Below are 13,511 nucleotides of genomic sequence, written 5' to 3' on the forward strand. Positions count from 1 at the left end.
AAAAAATTATGGAATACAGAGTTGAACATGATACCATGGGTGAAGTTAAGGTTCCAAATGACAAATATTGGGGAGCTCAAACTGAAAGAAGTTTTGAAAATTTCAAAATCGGTTGTGAGAAAATGCCAAAGGTTTTAATCTATGCTTTTGCAAATCTTAAAAAATCTTTAGCTTTGGTCAATAACAAACTTGGCAAACTTGATGATGCTAAGAAAAATGCTATAGTTCAAGCTTGCGATGAGATTATCGCAGGTAAATTTGATGATAATTTTCCACTTGCGATTTGGCAAACAGGTTCAGGCACACAAAGCAATATGAATATGAATGAAGTTATTGCAAATCGTGCCACTGAAATCATGGGCGGGGATTTTCGCAAAGAAAAGCTTGTACATCCAAATGATCATGTTAATATGAGTCAAAGTTCAAATGATACTTTTCCAACAGCTATGAGTATCGTTGCGGTTGAGCAAGTAGAGAAAAAGCTTATCCCTGCGCTTGATGAGCTTATTGCAACTTTTGAAAAAAAAGTAAAAGAATTTGATGGTATTATCAAGATAGGACGCACGCATTTACAAGATGCTACTCCACTTACTCTAGCGCAAGAATTTAGTGGATATCTTTCTATGCTTTTACATTCAAAAGAGCAAATCATCGCTTCTTTACCAACTTTAAGAGAACTTGCCATAGGAGGAACCGCAGTGGGAACAGGGCTTAATGCACATCCAGAATTAAGCCAAAAAGTAAGCGAAGAGCTAACTCAACTTATAGGTACAAAATTTATTTCAAGTCCAAATAAATTTCATGCTTTAACAAGTCATGATGCGATTAATTTTACTCATGGAGCTATGAAAGGTTTGGCTGCAAATTTAATGAAAATTGCAAATGATATAAGATGGTTAGCTTCGGGTCCAAGATGTGGTCTTGGTGAGCTTATCATTCCTGAAAATGAGCCAGGAAGTTCGATTATGCCAGGTAAGGTAAATCCTACCCAGTGTGAAGCTGTTACTATGGTTGCTGTACAAGTGATGGGAAATGATGCAGCTATCGGATTTGCAGCAAGTCAAGGAAATTTTGAACTTAATGTGTTTAAGCCTGTGATTATTTATAATTTCTTGCAAAGTCTTGATTTGTTGGCTGATTCTATGCATTCATTCAATATCCATTGTGCTGTAGGCATAGAACCAAATCGTGTAAAAATCGATCATAATCTTCATAATTCTTTAATGCTAGTTACCGCTCTAAATCCACACATAGGTTATGAAAACGCTGCTAAAGTGGCCAAAAATGCTCATAAAAAAGGTATTTCTTTAAAAGAAAGCGCAATGGAGCTTGGTTTGGTTAGTGAAGAAGATTTCAATAAATTTGTTGATCCTACTAAAATGATAGGCTCAAAAGCCTAGAACATAAAACTTGCCTTTTTTAAGGCAAGTTAAATTAAATTCTTATCTTTTAAAATCACATACATTCTTAAAGTTGATACAAAAAAAGTTAAAATCGCAGGACCTAGTATAATACCCCAAAAACCAAAGGTTGAAATTCCTGCTATCATGGCCAAGAAAATTAAAAGTTCGTTGATTTTAGTGGGAGTTTTTACAAGTTTTTTGTTGATCCATTTGATGATTAAAGGTTTGATTAAAGTATCTGCTATAAAAGAAATTACAATTACAGAATAAATAAAAATAACAAGAGCTGAGTTAAGATTGTTTGAGGCAAATTCATAAAGACTTACAGGCACATAAATTAAAGCTCCTCCTATAGCAGGTATGAGAGAACTTACAGCAAAAATTACTCCCATTAAAATTCCATCATAACCATAAAATATTGTGATTAAACCAAAAAGTGCACCTTGAAATATTGCTACAATTACCATAGAGTAAAGCACAACAGCCATAACATTACCCACTTCGCTTAAAACATCATCGAGTTCTTTTTTATCAATAGGAATGATGGATTTAAGATAGATAACAAGTTCTGTTCCATATAGATTTGCAAAGAAATAAAACACACAAATTAAAACCATATCTATAAGAAATTTAGCTCCTGATTTTGTAAAACTTGAAGCATAACTTAGAATTTGTTTAGAAATACTATTTAAATCTATAGAAGCTAAAAATTCTTTAATTTTAGGTTCTAAAAAATTAAAGCTTTCAGGCAAGGTGAATTGATAGTTTTTGACATAATCAAGTGTTTGTGTAACTAAATTAATATCAAAATTCTTTAAAGCTTTGGCAAGTTCTATCATAGCATAAACAAAAGGTGCAAAGAAAAGCAAAACCATACAAGCTGTTGTAAGAATGGAAGCTAAAAATTTATGTCCTTTAGTAAGATTTAAAAATTTTGCATTGATGTTTGAGGTAGCTACCGCCATTAAACTAGCTATGATAATTACAAGTAAAAAACCTTTAAAAAGGTAAAGTAAAAGAAATAAAATAACTAAAATAAAGCTTATAAGAAAGAATTTTCCATTTTGCAAAATTTACTCCTCAAATAAAGTTTTTTCATAGTTTAGTTTTAAAGCACTATAACTTTTTGCACTTGCTATACGCCCTTTTGCAGTGCGTTCTATATAGCCATTAGCTAGTAAATAAGGCTCGATTACATCTTCTATGGTATTTTCATCTTCACTTAAAGCCGCAGCAATACTTGCAAGTCCGATAGGTTTTTGTTTGGCAGCGGTTAAAAGTTCAAGATATCTTAAATCCATCGCATCAAAACCAAGCTCATTAACTCCTAAAGAATTTAAGGCCTCATTAGCTCTTTTTTCTGTGATAATCTCTTCATCATTAACATCGGCAAAATCTCTAACTCTTTTTAAAAGCCTTAGAGCTATTCTAGGAGTTGAACGACTTCTTTTAGCGATCTCAAGTGCGGCTTTTTCTTCGCAAGTTTTATTAAGTTTTAAAGCTGCTTTTTGCAAGATTAGGGCAAGTTCGCTATCTTTGTAAAATTCTAATCTAAATTGCATACCAAAACGATCACGTAAAGGATTGCTAAGCATACCTGCACGCGTTGTAGCCCCTATAAGAGTAAATTTTGGTAAATCGATTTTTATGGTTTGAGCAGCTGGACCACTACCTATGATAATATCAAGGCGGTAATCCTCCATTGCAGGGTAAAGCACTTCTTCGATAGCAGGACTTAAGCGATGAATTTCATCGATAAAAAGTATATCTCCTTCGCTAAGATTGGTTAAAATAGCGGCTAAATCTCCGCTTTTTTCTATCATAGGAGCGGCGGTTGTTTTGATATTTGCACCCATTTCATAGGAGATGATATTAGCTAGTGTTGTTTTTCCAAGTCCTGCAGGACCACTAAAAAGTATATGATCTAAACATTCATTGCGTTTTTTGGCTGCAGCTATAAAGATATTTAAATTTTTTTTAATGCTTTCTTGACCTATATAACCATCAAAATTTGAAGGACGCAACGAAGTTTCGTAAGTTTCATCAAAGGAGTATTTTTCTATTTCTACTATTCTATCCATATCTTTGCTTATATTTTGGAAAAATTAAAATAAGATTTTAGCTAAAATTTGCTAGAATTTACATTAAACTTTAATGATTATGGTTTAAAAATGGGAATTTTAACAAAATTAGAATTAGATTATGAAATTGACGATATAGAAAAATTTTTACAATTTTTTAGAACCATGTGCGATAGGTTTGAACCTTTAATCATCAAGCTTGGAAGCGATAGCGTGCGTTATAAAGAAGCCATAAAAGAGCTTGAAACTTTAGCACACAATACCGCTTGGGCAGCAAGACGCTTAAATCTTGAAGAAGTGACTGATTTTTGTGTATTTTGTGAAGAGATGATGGCGCAAGCAAATCGCTTTAATGGGCCTGCTAGTGATGAATTTACGGATTGGATGCTTTTGATGAGTGATCAGTTTGAAAAATATTGTCGTTCATATGAAAATGATGATTCTGTTTTAGCGGTTTTTAATCCTTTAATTGTTAATGTTCCAAATATTATTTCTAAATAAGGGAGCGACTTGGCTTCGACAGGAGTAAGTCTGCTTAGATGGCATGTCGCTTTGGGCAAAGCGTAAAAAGCCCAAATAAAATTAAACGCAAACAACGTTAAATTCGCTCCTGCTTACGCTAAAGCTGCGTAAGTTCAGTTGAGCCTGAAATTTAAGTCATACTATCTAGCTTAATTTTCGGTCATCTTTGATAGTGTAGCCTTGCGTTTGACAAGCGTTGAGGTGAAATAAAGTCTTAGCCTTGCTTTTGAGTTTTGGAAGATGAGCGAAGTAGGGTGAAGTAGTCATCTTTGCTAAGCATGTAGAGGTCTTTGTGGGATTATTTTTGGACAGGGGTTCGATTCCCCTCGCTTCCACCATCACGCTAATTTTAAGTAAATCATAAGTTTATTTCAAATTTTTAGAATTTTTTATATGAAGTTAAGATCGATTTATTACCCTTAAAACTTTGATATATTAAGTTTTATAATTTTTCATTAAAAATTTATAGTTTTATTTTTAAGCTTATTTTTAGGGGGTATAATTTTCCTTCAGTTTAAATTTATTGAAGGAGAAACTTATGAAGAAAAATGCTTCGAGCAAGATATTGCTAAGCTTAGGTGTAGCAACTTTGCTTTATTCAGGTGCTTTTGCGCAAGAAATCAATCTTACAGAGTCTTCAGATATAGGAAATTATTTTGAAGAAAATGGTAAGGATATCAATCTCAAAAATCCTGATAATTACAAAGGGCAAGATTTAAGTATCAAAATGAGTGTTTGGGATTTACCAAACGATGATTATGATAGCGCTGATTATCGATTTAACATTGGTATCGGCAAAAACAATACTTTAAGCTTTAAACACAATAATAGCGAACATCCTGCTTATGTAACAAATCTAAACGCTACTGCTAAAGAGGTTAAAACAACAGATATAGTTTTACAAGCTTTTGCACCTTCGGTGATTAATGGAGATTTAACTATGACTAGTTCATTAGATGAAGCCATTACCGAGGATGAAAAAAGGCTCGGGTATAATTCTTTATAATGGAACAGTTGAAGGAAAAAGTGCTAATGGTAGTTTAACTATAAATGGAAATTTTACTGCCGATAAAACTCTTTTTGCTACTTATGGAAATTTTGTTAAGGTAAATGGAGCTGCAAATCTTACAAATTCAAATTTTGGACTTATGAAACGCTCTTATACAGACTTAGAAGCAAATAATGTAGTAATAGTTCAAGCTAAAGATTTTAACAAAGATATCTTAGAAGAAAAATCAAATAATAACGCGGGTGCATTACTTTTAAAATTCGCAAGTGATTATATCTCAACCGATGTTCAAGGCAAAGATCCTTTGGAAGCAGGAACTATAATAGATATTAGCGATGAAGATAAATACGGCGATGGAGAAAAAGGCTTAGTAGATTATAAACTTAGCGTTCAAAACTGCGGTGGCAATAAATGCTTAGTGATCAATGGAGGTGCTACTGCAGCGGCTAAAGATAAGCTAGTTCAACTTCAAGTAGATATAGATACTATCGATAAATTGCTTGAAAATGAATTTGATTCCGATCAAGATGAAGAATGGGCAAAAGCCAAAGAAGCTCTTGAAAAACAAAAAACTGAACTTCAAACAATGTTAGAAGAAGCTGAGAAAAACGGCGGTAAAATCGATGATGAAAAATACATTGATTTAGTAAATAAAAATTCAAATTGAAATCTTAACTCTAATGATAAAGCTTCTATCCTAGCACTTCGTTCTATCACAGAACAATTAGGAAGTATAGGAGCAGATTTAGCAAGTAGAGAAGGTGTAAAACTAGCTTTAGATATCAAAAAAGATACAGACAATACAGGTAAATCTGTATCTAATCTAAATTCAGCTTCTAGTGCAGTAAATACCACTATGAATATTTCTAATGATGTTTCTATAGGTTCTCGTGTAGCAATGTTAAACAATCCTTTTGGAACTTATGCTTCTAAAATGAATGGCCTTAAATTTGCTGCTTTAGATAGCGATATGAGACCAAGCTATGTAAATGAATATACCAATAGTGTTTGGGCTAATGCTTTTGGTGGTGCTAACATTATCGATGGAGATAGTGGTGCAATGTATGGTGCTACTATAGGTGTAGATAAACAAGCTAATGATGATGTTTTATGGGGTGTTTATTTTACTTATGCAAATGCTAAAATCAAAGACAATAATCTAGAACAAAAAAGTGATAACTTCCAATTAGGTATGTATTCTACTATCAATATAGCTCCACAATGGGAACTTAATCTTAAAGCTTATGCTCAAGTTTCTCCAACTAAACAAGACAATGTTCAAATAGATGGTGCATATAACTCAGATTATACAAGTAAATTCTTAGGACTTAGTGCTAATGCAGGTCGTGTGTTTGACTTTAGTGATAATACTTTATTTATTAAACCTTTTGCGGGAGTAAATTATTATTTTAGTTATACTCCATCTCATACAGAAAATGGTGCTATTGCTAAAGATATTGATTCTATGAAAAACAATTCTGTAAGTATTGAAGTGGGTGCTGAATTTAGAAAATATATGAATGAAAACTCTTATATTTTTGTAACTCCAAAAATAGAACAATTTGTTATCAATAGTGGTGATGATTACACAGCTAACCTAGCTGTAAATAATGCTTTCTTTACTAGTGTAGAAGCTAACAACAAGAAAAAAACATACGGACAAATTATCGTAGGGGGTAATGTAGATTTTACAAATCAACTCAGTATGAATCTTGGCTTTGGTGCTAAACAAATACTAGCAGGTAAAGTAGATAATAAAAATGAAACTTACTTAAGTGGTCAAGTAGGACTTAAGTATAAATTTTAATCTTAAAAATCATTTCTAAATCTTTTTATAGTTTAGAAATAATTGTTTATTTCTATGGGAAATCTCCTAGGGCTTTATCTTAAAGCCCTTTTTTATAACAAACAAGTAAATAAGTCTTTAGAGTAAAAAACCCTAAAAACTTTTAGTTTTCTTTGAAAAGTTTGGAAGCTAAGTGCGTTGCACGACTTTGATCTGTATCTTTTTTAAGTGTTTTATAAATTTTACTTACATATTCTTCTAAGGTTTGTTGAGAATCTATGATTTTTTCAGAAGAAGGAATTTTTTCATATTCTCCATTATTTTTAAGCTTATAAGCTAAAACATTATCACTAAGTTGCAAGCGTAAAAATTGAGCTAATTTAGCTTTGCTTCTTTCATCATATATAGGAGTCATAAGTTCTAAACGGCGTTCTAAATTTCTTGGCATCCAATCTGCACTCGATATAAAATAATTTGGCTCACTATGTTTAAAATAAAATACTCTAGCATGTTCTAAGTATTTTCCTATGATGCTTCTAACGCGTATGTTTTTGCTGTATTCTTCATCAGGTTTTAAGCAACAAATTCCGCGTATGATAAGATCGATTTGCACTCCTTCCATACTTGCTTCATAAAGCGCTTGTATGATATCACTATCCACAAGAGAATTCATTTTAGCTACAATCACACCTTCATTTTTCTTGCTTGTTTCAATGCGTATCATTTCTAAAACTTTTTCTTTGATTTGATTTGGGCTCATTGAAAGAGTTTGAAGGCGACGATTTTTACTAAAGCCCGATAAGATGTGGAAAAAGCTTGTCGTATCTCTTGCAAATTCTGCTTTGCTTGTAAAATAACTCACATCAGTATAGATTTTAGCACTGCTTGCATTATAATTTCCTGTGCTTAAATGCATATAAAATTTAAGTTTATCTCCTTGTTTGCGTATGACTTGAGAAACCTTAGCGTGGACTTTAAAACCTGTAATGCCATAAATAACATGAGCTCCGGCATTTTCTAAAGCTTTCGCCCAATGAAGATTATTTTCTTCATCAAAGCGTGCTTTTAATTCTACCATCACAGTTACTTGTTTTCCATCACTTGCAGCATCAATTAAAGCTTGAACTATATTGGAATTTTTTTCAACTCTATAAAGTGTCATTCTTATGGAAATTACTTCAGGATCTTTGCTTGCTTCTTTGATAAATTTATAAACTGGATCAAAACTTTCAAAAGGTTGTATGATGAGTATATCTTCTTTTTCTACAGCGTCAAAAATAGATAAATTTTCATCAAAAGGTGGTAAAGTTTTAGGCGTGTAAAGTGGGCTTAAAAGATGCGTAAAGGTTTTATTTCCTGCGATTTGCCAAAGGCTAGGGAGATTGAGTAAAATAGAATATTCATAAACATCTTTATGAAAAATTTTCATGTGAGTATTAAGAAATTCTACGATTTGCTCATCTGCATCTTTTTGAATTTGCAATCTTACAAAAGCTCCTTTTCTGCGAAGTTTTAAGCCTTGTTCTAAAATCATCATAAAATCATCAGCTTCTTCCTCTTCTATTACCATATCTGCATTTCTAGTCACTCTAAATGCTGCTGAAGCTAAGAGTTTATAGCCTGGAAAAATTTCTTCTGCGTGTTGATGGACTATACTTTCTATAGGAACATAAATATTTGCACTTACTTCATAAAAACGAGGTAAAACTCTTGGAATTCTAATCATTCCAAATTTTACAAGTTCAGGATGCGCTTTATCGCAAATTTTAACCGCTAGTGAAAAAGATAAGTTGTTTAAATGCGGAAAAGGGTGAGTAGCATCAACAGCTATTGGAACAATAACAGGAAAAATATTGGAGAAAAAATACTCATCACATTTTTGTTTTAAATTTTCATCTAAATTCTCATAATGTTTTATGAAAAGATTTTCTTTTTCTAATTCACTTGTGATTTCATTAAAATAACGCTCCAAAAGCTCTTTTTCTTGGTGTAAGTATTTGCGTATGGCTTTTAATTGTTGCAACGGTGTCATTTCATCGCTACTGCTTGCATTAACTCCAGCTGAAAAAAGTTGTTTTAAGCCTGCGACGCGTATCATATAAAATTCATCTAAATTAGTGCAATATATAGCTATAAATTTTAATTTTTCTAACAAGGGTAAATTTTTAGAACATTGGTCTAAAACACGAGAATTAAAGCGAAGCCAAGAAAGTTCGCGATTGATAAACATATCAGGACTTGTTTGCATTAATTTTTCCTTTTTTAGTTGTATTTTATCATTTATTTTGAAATTATTGAATAAAAGTTTTAAATTTTTTAGGTTAATTAAGAGTAAATATATCTTTAAAATTATATTAAATTCATCTATGTTAAAATTAAAAAATTTATTTCTGGGAAATTCTGTGACATTGTTGTTTCATTGAAGATTTTAAGAAATGATAATTTTAAGGAGGAAAATTTTGAAGAAAACTTCGAATCTTTTTACTATTTTTCTTGTTTTGCTTTTTGTTTTCTTTGCGGTTGGGTTTTATACTTTTTATAACGCTAAGGGCACATCTTATTTAAGCAATGCAAGTGAATCTTGTAATAACTGCCATATTATGAATGAAGTTTATAACGAATACATGGCAGGACCACACTCTCAAAAAGTCAAAGGTGAACCAAGAGCAACTTGTGTGGATTGTCATTTGCCACATAATTTTGTAGCTAAGTGGATAGCTAAAGCGCAAAGTGGTTTAGGACATGCTTATGCTTTTACTTTTAAACTTGATAAGTTGCCTACAAATTTGAGTGCGACTGAAAAAAGCAGAAAAATGGTGCAAGAAAACTGCATACGCTGTCATGCAGATTTTGCTCAAACAGCTATCAATGCTACAACAAATCCACATGCAGACAAGTCATTAAATTGTGCTTCTTGTCATAAAGATGTTGGACATAAACACGGAATTTAATAAGGAGAAGATGAATGAAAAAAAATATTTTACGCTTGGGTATTGTTGTTTTGGTTTTACTTATAGTGGGAGTTTTATGGCTAAATAATGATATCAATCAAAAAAAAGAAGATGAAGCAAATAAAAATGCCATTGCAGCAAATGCTGATTTTTCTTTGCTTAGTGATGATGATCCAAATTTTGAAAAATGGGGTAAGGTTTTTCCAGAGCAGCTAAAAATGTATTTAACAGTTGAAAAAGAAGAGCCTAAAGCTACTGAATTTGGTGGTAATTTAGCTTATTCAAAATTAATTCGCTTTCCTCAATTAACCATACTTTGGGCAGGATATCCTTTTAGTCTTGATTTCAATGAAGAAAGAGGGCATTTTTGGGTTCAAGTAGATCAAATGAAAACAGCAAGAAACAACAAAGATTTTCTTAATGCTCACGGCCTTGCTGCTTTTAAAGGCCAGCCCGCAGCTTGTATGAATTGTCATAGTGGATGGACTCCATGGCTTATAAAAAATGTTGCTAAAGGAGATTTTACTGCTTTTAACTCTACAAATTATTGGACTATGATTAAAAATATCCCAGCCGTTGATGGTATAGTGGAAAATTCACCTGAACATGCAGGTCCACATGGTGGTAAAAGAATGGGTGTAACTTGTGCAGATTGTCACAATCCAAATGATATGAGTTTAAGACTTACTCGTCCAGCAGCTATTAATGCTTTAGTTTCTAGAGGATATGAAAAAGATCCAGTGCAAGGCGTAAAAGCTACAAGAGAAGAAATGAGAACTTTAGTTTGCTCTCAATGCCATGTTGAATACTATTTTAAACCAACAGGGGAAAAAGTAAAAGTAATGGGTGAAACTATTGTAGATGATAGTTCTAAAAAATGGTGGAATGGAACTCAGAAAAATTATGATGAGTATGAATTTTGGAGAGATGGTAATAAAGCTAAAGAGATTGAAACCGATGGTATAGTTTTAACTTTTCCTTGGAGTGAGTGGAAAAAAGGGCAACCATTTAGAATTGAAATGTTAGATGATTATTATGATAAAGTTCGTGGAGTATTTGGAGCTGATTTTATTCATAAATTAACAGGGGCACAAATTATTAAAATTCAACACCCAGAAAGTGAACTTTATAGTGGCGGTGTGCATGCTGTAAATGGAGTAAGTTGCGTGGATTGTCATATGCCTTATGTTAGAGAAGGGGCTAAAAAGGTTACTCAACACAATATCACCTCTCCTTTAAGAGATATTAACTCTGCTTGCAAGTCTTGTCATAAACAAAGCGAAGATTATTTAAAAGCTCAAGTGCTTGACATACAAAATAGCGTTGCGCATGATCAAAGAACGGCAGAGTATGCAATTGTTAGTTTGATTATGGATACTAAAAAACTACGTGATGAACTAGGCAATATGGAAAAATTCCAAAGCGATGGAAAAGCTGATGCGAAAAAAATTAGCGAAGAGCTAAAAGAAGTTTTAGAACTTCATCGTAAAGCTCAAATGAGAGCAGATTTTGTTAATGCTGAAAACTCAACTGGTTTTCATAATCCTCGCGAAGCTTCAAGAATGTTATTGCAAGCTGTTGATATGGCAAGAATGGGACAAACTAAACTTGTAGAAATTGCAGCGGCAAATGGAATTAAAGATTTTAAAACTTCAAATTTAGGTTTTGAAGATATTCAAAAATTTAATCCAGGAGAGCTTTATTATAAAGTAGATGTTAATAATCATAAAGCTGGAGAGCGTTACTATGCAGATGAAAAAGATGTTAATGGCAATCCTCCAAAAGAACTTTTAGAGCATGATAAAGAGCTTGCTCCTTATAATTATCAAGTGATTGATAAAAAATAATTCTTAAGCCCTATAATCATAGGGCTTTTTCTTTTCTTTGTTTTAAAAAATATAAACTTTTTATTTAAAATTCACTTTTGCTTCACTTTGTTTTGTCAAAATATCACAAATTTTGATAATCAAAAAGGAGTTAAAATGATCAATAAAAATAAATTGTTTAGACAGGTTCATATCTATCTTAGTTTGTTCTTTTTGCCTTGTGCTTTGCTTTTTGCTTTAACGGGTATAGCGTATATTTTTGGTATTAATCAAGATGTGGGCTTAAAAGTTGAGCAGTATCAATTGTCAAAAGTTATAGAAAGTGGTAAAGAAAGAGAAGCTTTAATAGAGTTTTTAAAAACAAATGGTTTAAAAGTACCATCTAATACAGATATCATTAAAAGTAAAGATAAAGGTATAACAATAGGTGGAACTCATTATAGTGCTAATATAACTCAAAAATCTACTAATGAATACAATATTACCTTAAAAACAAGATCTTTACTTGGCGATATGATTATGCTTCATAAAGATAAGGGTGCTTGGTATTTTTCTGTGCTTAGTGTAGGCTTTGGTATTACTTTATTTATGCTTTATATTTCAGGGCTTATGATTACTTTGTTTGCAAATAAAAAAGATAGAAGTAAGCAATTTGCAGTTCTTGGAGTAGGGGTTGTTGTAACTTTGCTTTTGGCTTATCTTAGCCTTTGATTTTTCCTAGCTTTTTAAGCTAGGTATTATTTATTTTTTTGTATAATTACACTTTACTTTATTGGACAGATGGGTGAGCGGCTGAAACCACACCCCTGCTAAGGGTGCAGATCTTAACGGGTCTCGAGGGTTCAAATCCCTCTCTGTCCGCCACTAAAACTTTCTTGAAAATCCCAAGTATTTTATTAAGTATCGAAGCAAGAGACTAGCCCTTGCGAAGTTATATTATTTTACAGCGTTTTTGATTTCTAAAATCATAGTTTTTAAAGACTCTAGTCCATTTCCACTTGCTAAATACCAGTATTCTGGATCAAGATAGATGATTTTTTTGTTTTGTGCTGCTTTGGTTTTAGCGACAAGCACATTATCGAGTATGCCTTGAGCGCGTTCTTTGTTGCCTACGATGACATTTCTATCAACAACAAAAATATAATCAGGATTTTTTTCTAATATAAATTCAGAGTTGATACTTTTTCCGTGTGTGCCTACTTTTATATTCTCATCTACTGCATTAATCCCTAAAACATCGTGAATAATCCCAAAGCGAGATTGAGGACCAAAGGCTGAAATTTTGTTAGAATTTGTAAGAATGATAAGAGCTTTTTTATCTTCATCAACTATACTTTTGGCTTTTTCAATTTCATTTTTAATATCTGAAATTTTTTCTAAAGCTTCTTTTTCTAAACCATAAAGTTTTGCAACGCTTAAGACATTGTTTTCAAAAGAGCTTAAAAAATTTGCATTATCAAGACCTACAAATAAAGTTGGAGCTATTTCTTTTAACTTATCATAAAATTTACTTTGGCGTCCAGAAATGATGATAAGATCAGGTTTTAAAGCATCAATGGCTTCAAAATCAACTTGTTGTACTCCACCTACACTAGGTTTGTTTTTAAATTGTTGTAGGTATTTTGGTAAATTTTTAGCAGGAACGCCAACGACTTTATCATTTAATTTTAAAGCATCAAAAGTATCTAAAATTCCAAGATCTAAGATCACTACCTTAGAAGGATTTTTAGGGATTTTATTTTCTCCTAGACTATCCTTCACTAAAAAACTATCACCCTCATCGCTCATACTAATAGGCAAAACTTTCACCGTAGCAGTGTTGGTTTTTGTTGTAGAACTTGCGTTGTTTTCATTTGAGTTTGAATTACAAGCTGTTAAGATTAGACTTAAAAAAAATGCAAAAAATGCAAAAACTAAAGATTTTTTCATATTT

The 13,511-nt window shown here is 32.2% G+C and carries 12 protein-coding genes, 1 tRNA gene and 1 other RNA gene; 10 read left to right on the forward strand and 4 right to left on the reverse strand.

Features of this window, described 5'->3' with window-relative positions; all coding sequences use genetic code 11:
- Nucleotides 1-8: 8 nt before the first annotated feature.
- Nucleotides 9-1,400, forward strand: coding sequence for a class II fumarate hydratase (fumC, locus tag FBF15_RS01170; RefSeq protein ID WP_038816950.1), 1,392 nt, complete (start codon nt 9-11; stop codon nt 1,398-1,400).
- 29 nt (nt 1,401-1,429) lie between these two features.
- Here fumC and FBF15_RS01175 read toward each other — a convergent pair whose 3' ends face one another.
- Entirely contained in the window at nt 1,430-2,473 is a 1,044-nt protein-coding gene (locus tag FBF15_RS01175) for an AI-2E family transporter (RefSeq protein ID WP_002859651.1), read from the reverse strand.
- A gap of 3 nt (nt 2,474-2,476) precedes the next feature.
- Nucleotides 2,477-3,484 (reverse strand): Holliday junction branch migration DNA helicase RuvB, encoded by a 1,008-nt coding sequence (ruvB, locus tag FBF15_RS01180; protein WP_002859650.1) that lies wholly within the window; start codon nt 3,482-3,484, stop codon nt 2,477-2,479.
- A 90-nt stretch (nt 3,485-3,574) separates the two neighbouring features.
- Here ruvB and FBF15_RS01185 point away from each other — a divergent pair, with 90 nt between their 5' ends.
- The 5 genes from FBF15_RS01185 to FBF15_RS09855 all read left to right on the forward strand — a co-directional run bounded on the left by FBF15_RS01185 (nt 3,575) and on the right by FBF15_RS09855 (nt 6,822).
- Nucleotides 3,575-3,985 (forward strand): hypothetical protein, encoded by a 411-nt coding sequence (locus tag FBF15_RS01185; protein ID WP_002783915.1) that lies wholly within the window; start codon nt 3,575-3,577, stop codon nt 3,983-3,985.
- Nucleotides 3,986-4,344, forward strand: a transfer-messenger RNA (tmRNA) gene (gene ssrA / locus FBF15_RS01190).
- 200 nt (nt 4,345-4,544) lie between these two features.
- Nucleotides 4,545-5,012, forward strand: coding sequence for a hypothetical protein (locus tag FBF15_RS09845; RefSeq protein WP_002860417.1), 468 nt, complete (start codon nt 4,545-4,547; stop codon nt 5,010-5,012).
- A complete protein-coding gene (locus FBF15_RS09850; protein ID WP_002902430.1) occupies nt 4,981-5,682 on the forward strand; it encodes a hypothetical protein in 702 nt (233 codons plus the stop codon). The genes FBF15_RS09845 and FBF15_RS09850 overlap by 32 nt, the downstream gene beginning before the upstream one ends.
- Before the next feature lie 189 nt (nt 5,683-5,871).
- A complete protein-coding gene (locus FBF15_RS09855) occupies nt 5,872-6,822 on the forward strand; it encodes an autotransporter outer membrane beta-barrel domain-containing protein (protein WP_002934884.1) in 951 nt (316 codons plus the stop codon).
- Between the two features lie 142 nt (nt 6,823-6,964).
- Here the strand turns inward: FBF15_RS09855 and FBF15_RS01200 are convergent, their stop codons facing one another.
- Nucleotides 6,965-9,073: an RNA degradosome polyphosphate kinase gene (locus FBF15_RS01200; protein WP_223209795.1), complete on the reverse strand. Its 2,109-nt coding sequence runs from the start codon at nt 9,071-9,073 to the stop codon at nt 6,965-6,967.
- 163 nt (nt 9,074-9,236) lie between these two features.
- Here FBF15_RS01200 and nrfH point away from each other — a divergent pair, with 163 nt between their 5' ends.
- The 4 genes from nrfH (at nt 9,237) to FBF15_RS01220 (ending at nt 12,442) form a co-directional block, all read left to right on the forward strand.
- Nucleotides 9,237-9,752: a cytochrome c nitrite reductase small subunit gene (nrfH, locus tag FBF15_RS01205; RefSeq protein WP_050552387.1), complete on the forward strand. Its 516-nt coding sequence runs from the start codon at nt 9,237-9,239 to the stop codon at nt 9,750-9,752.
- A 14-nt stretch (nt 9,753-9,766) separates the two neighbouring features.
- Nucleotides 9,767-11,599, forward strand: coding sequence for an ammonia-forming cytochrome c nitrite reductase subunit c552 (locus tag FBF15_RS01210; protein ID WP_002884168.1), 1,833 nt, complete (start codon nt 9,767-9,769; stop codon nt 11,597-11,599).
- Nucleotides 11,600-11,734: 135 nt separating this feature from the next.
- Nucleotides 11,735-12,289 (forward strand): membrane protein, encoded by a 555-nt coding sequence (locus FBF15_RS01215; protein ID WP_002884169.1) that lies wholly within the window; start codon nt 11,735-11,737, stop codon nt 12,287-12,289.
- A gap of 63 nt (nt 12,290-12,352) precedes the next feature.
- Nucleotides 12,353-12,442, forward strand: a tRNA-Ser gene (locus FBF15_RS01220).
- Nucleotides 12,443-12,514: 72 nt separating this feature from the next.
- Here FBF15_RS01220 and ceuB read toward each other — a convergent pair.
- Nucleotides 12,515-13,507 carry an enterochelin ABC transporter substrate-binding protein CeuB gene (gene ceuB / locus FBF15_RS01225; RefSeq protein ID WP_002867307.1) on the reverse strand — a complete coding sequence of 331 codons (993 nt, stop codon included), beginning with the start codon at nt 13,505-13,507 and terminating at the stop codon, nt 12,515-12,517.
- Between the last annotated feature and the right edge of the window lie 4 nt (nt 13,508-13,511).

The sequence above is a fragment of the Campylobacter sp. CFSAN093233 genome (genome assembly GCF_011068165.1).
In the GTDB taxonomy this organism is placed as follows: domain Bacteria; phylum Campylobacterota; class Campylobacteria; order Campylobacterales; family Campylobacteraceae; genus Campylobacter_D; species Campylobacter_D jejuni.

Coding starts and splice junctions, on each gene's coding strand:
- fumC (WP_038816950.1), top strand. CDS start 9: ATGGAATACAGAGTTGAACATGATACCATGGGTGAAGTTAAGGTTCCA.
- ruvB (WP_002859650.1), bottom strand. CDS start 3,484: ATGGATAGAATAGTAGAAATAGAAAAATACTCCTTTGATGAAACTTAC.
- FBF15_RS01185 (WP_002783915.1), top strand. CDS start 3,575: ATGGGAATTTTAACAAAATTAGAATTAGATTATGAAATTGACGATATA.
- FBF15_RS09845 (WP_002860417.1), top strand. CDS start 4,545: ATGAAGAAAAATGCTTCGAGCAAGATATTGCTAAGCTTAGGTGTAGCA.
- FBF15_RS09850 (WP_002902430.1), top strand. CDS start 4,981: ATGAAAAAAGGCTCGGGTATAATTCTTTATAATGGAACAGTTGAAGGA.
- FBF15_RS09855 (WP_002934884.1), top strand. CDS start 5,872: ATGAATATTTCTAATGATGTTTCTATAGGTTCTCGTGTAGCAATGTTA.
- nrfH (WP_050552387.1), top strand. CDS start 9,237: ATGATAATTTTAAGGAGGAAAATTTTGAAGAAAACTTCGAATCTTTTT.
- FBF15_RS01210 (WP_002884168.1), top strand. CDS start 9,767: ATGAAAAAAAATATTTTACGCTTGGGTATTGTTGTTTTGGTTTTACTT.
- FBF15_RS01215 (WP_002884169.1), top strand. CDS start 11,735: ATGATCAATAAAAATAAATTGTTTAGACAGGTTCATATCTATCTTAGT.
- ceuB (WP_002867307.1), bottom strand. CDS start 13,507: ATGAAAAAATCTTTAGTTTTTGCATTTTTTGCATTTTTTTTAAGTCTA.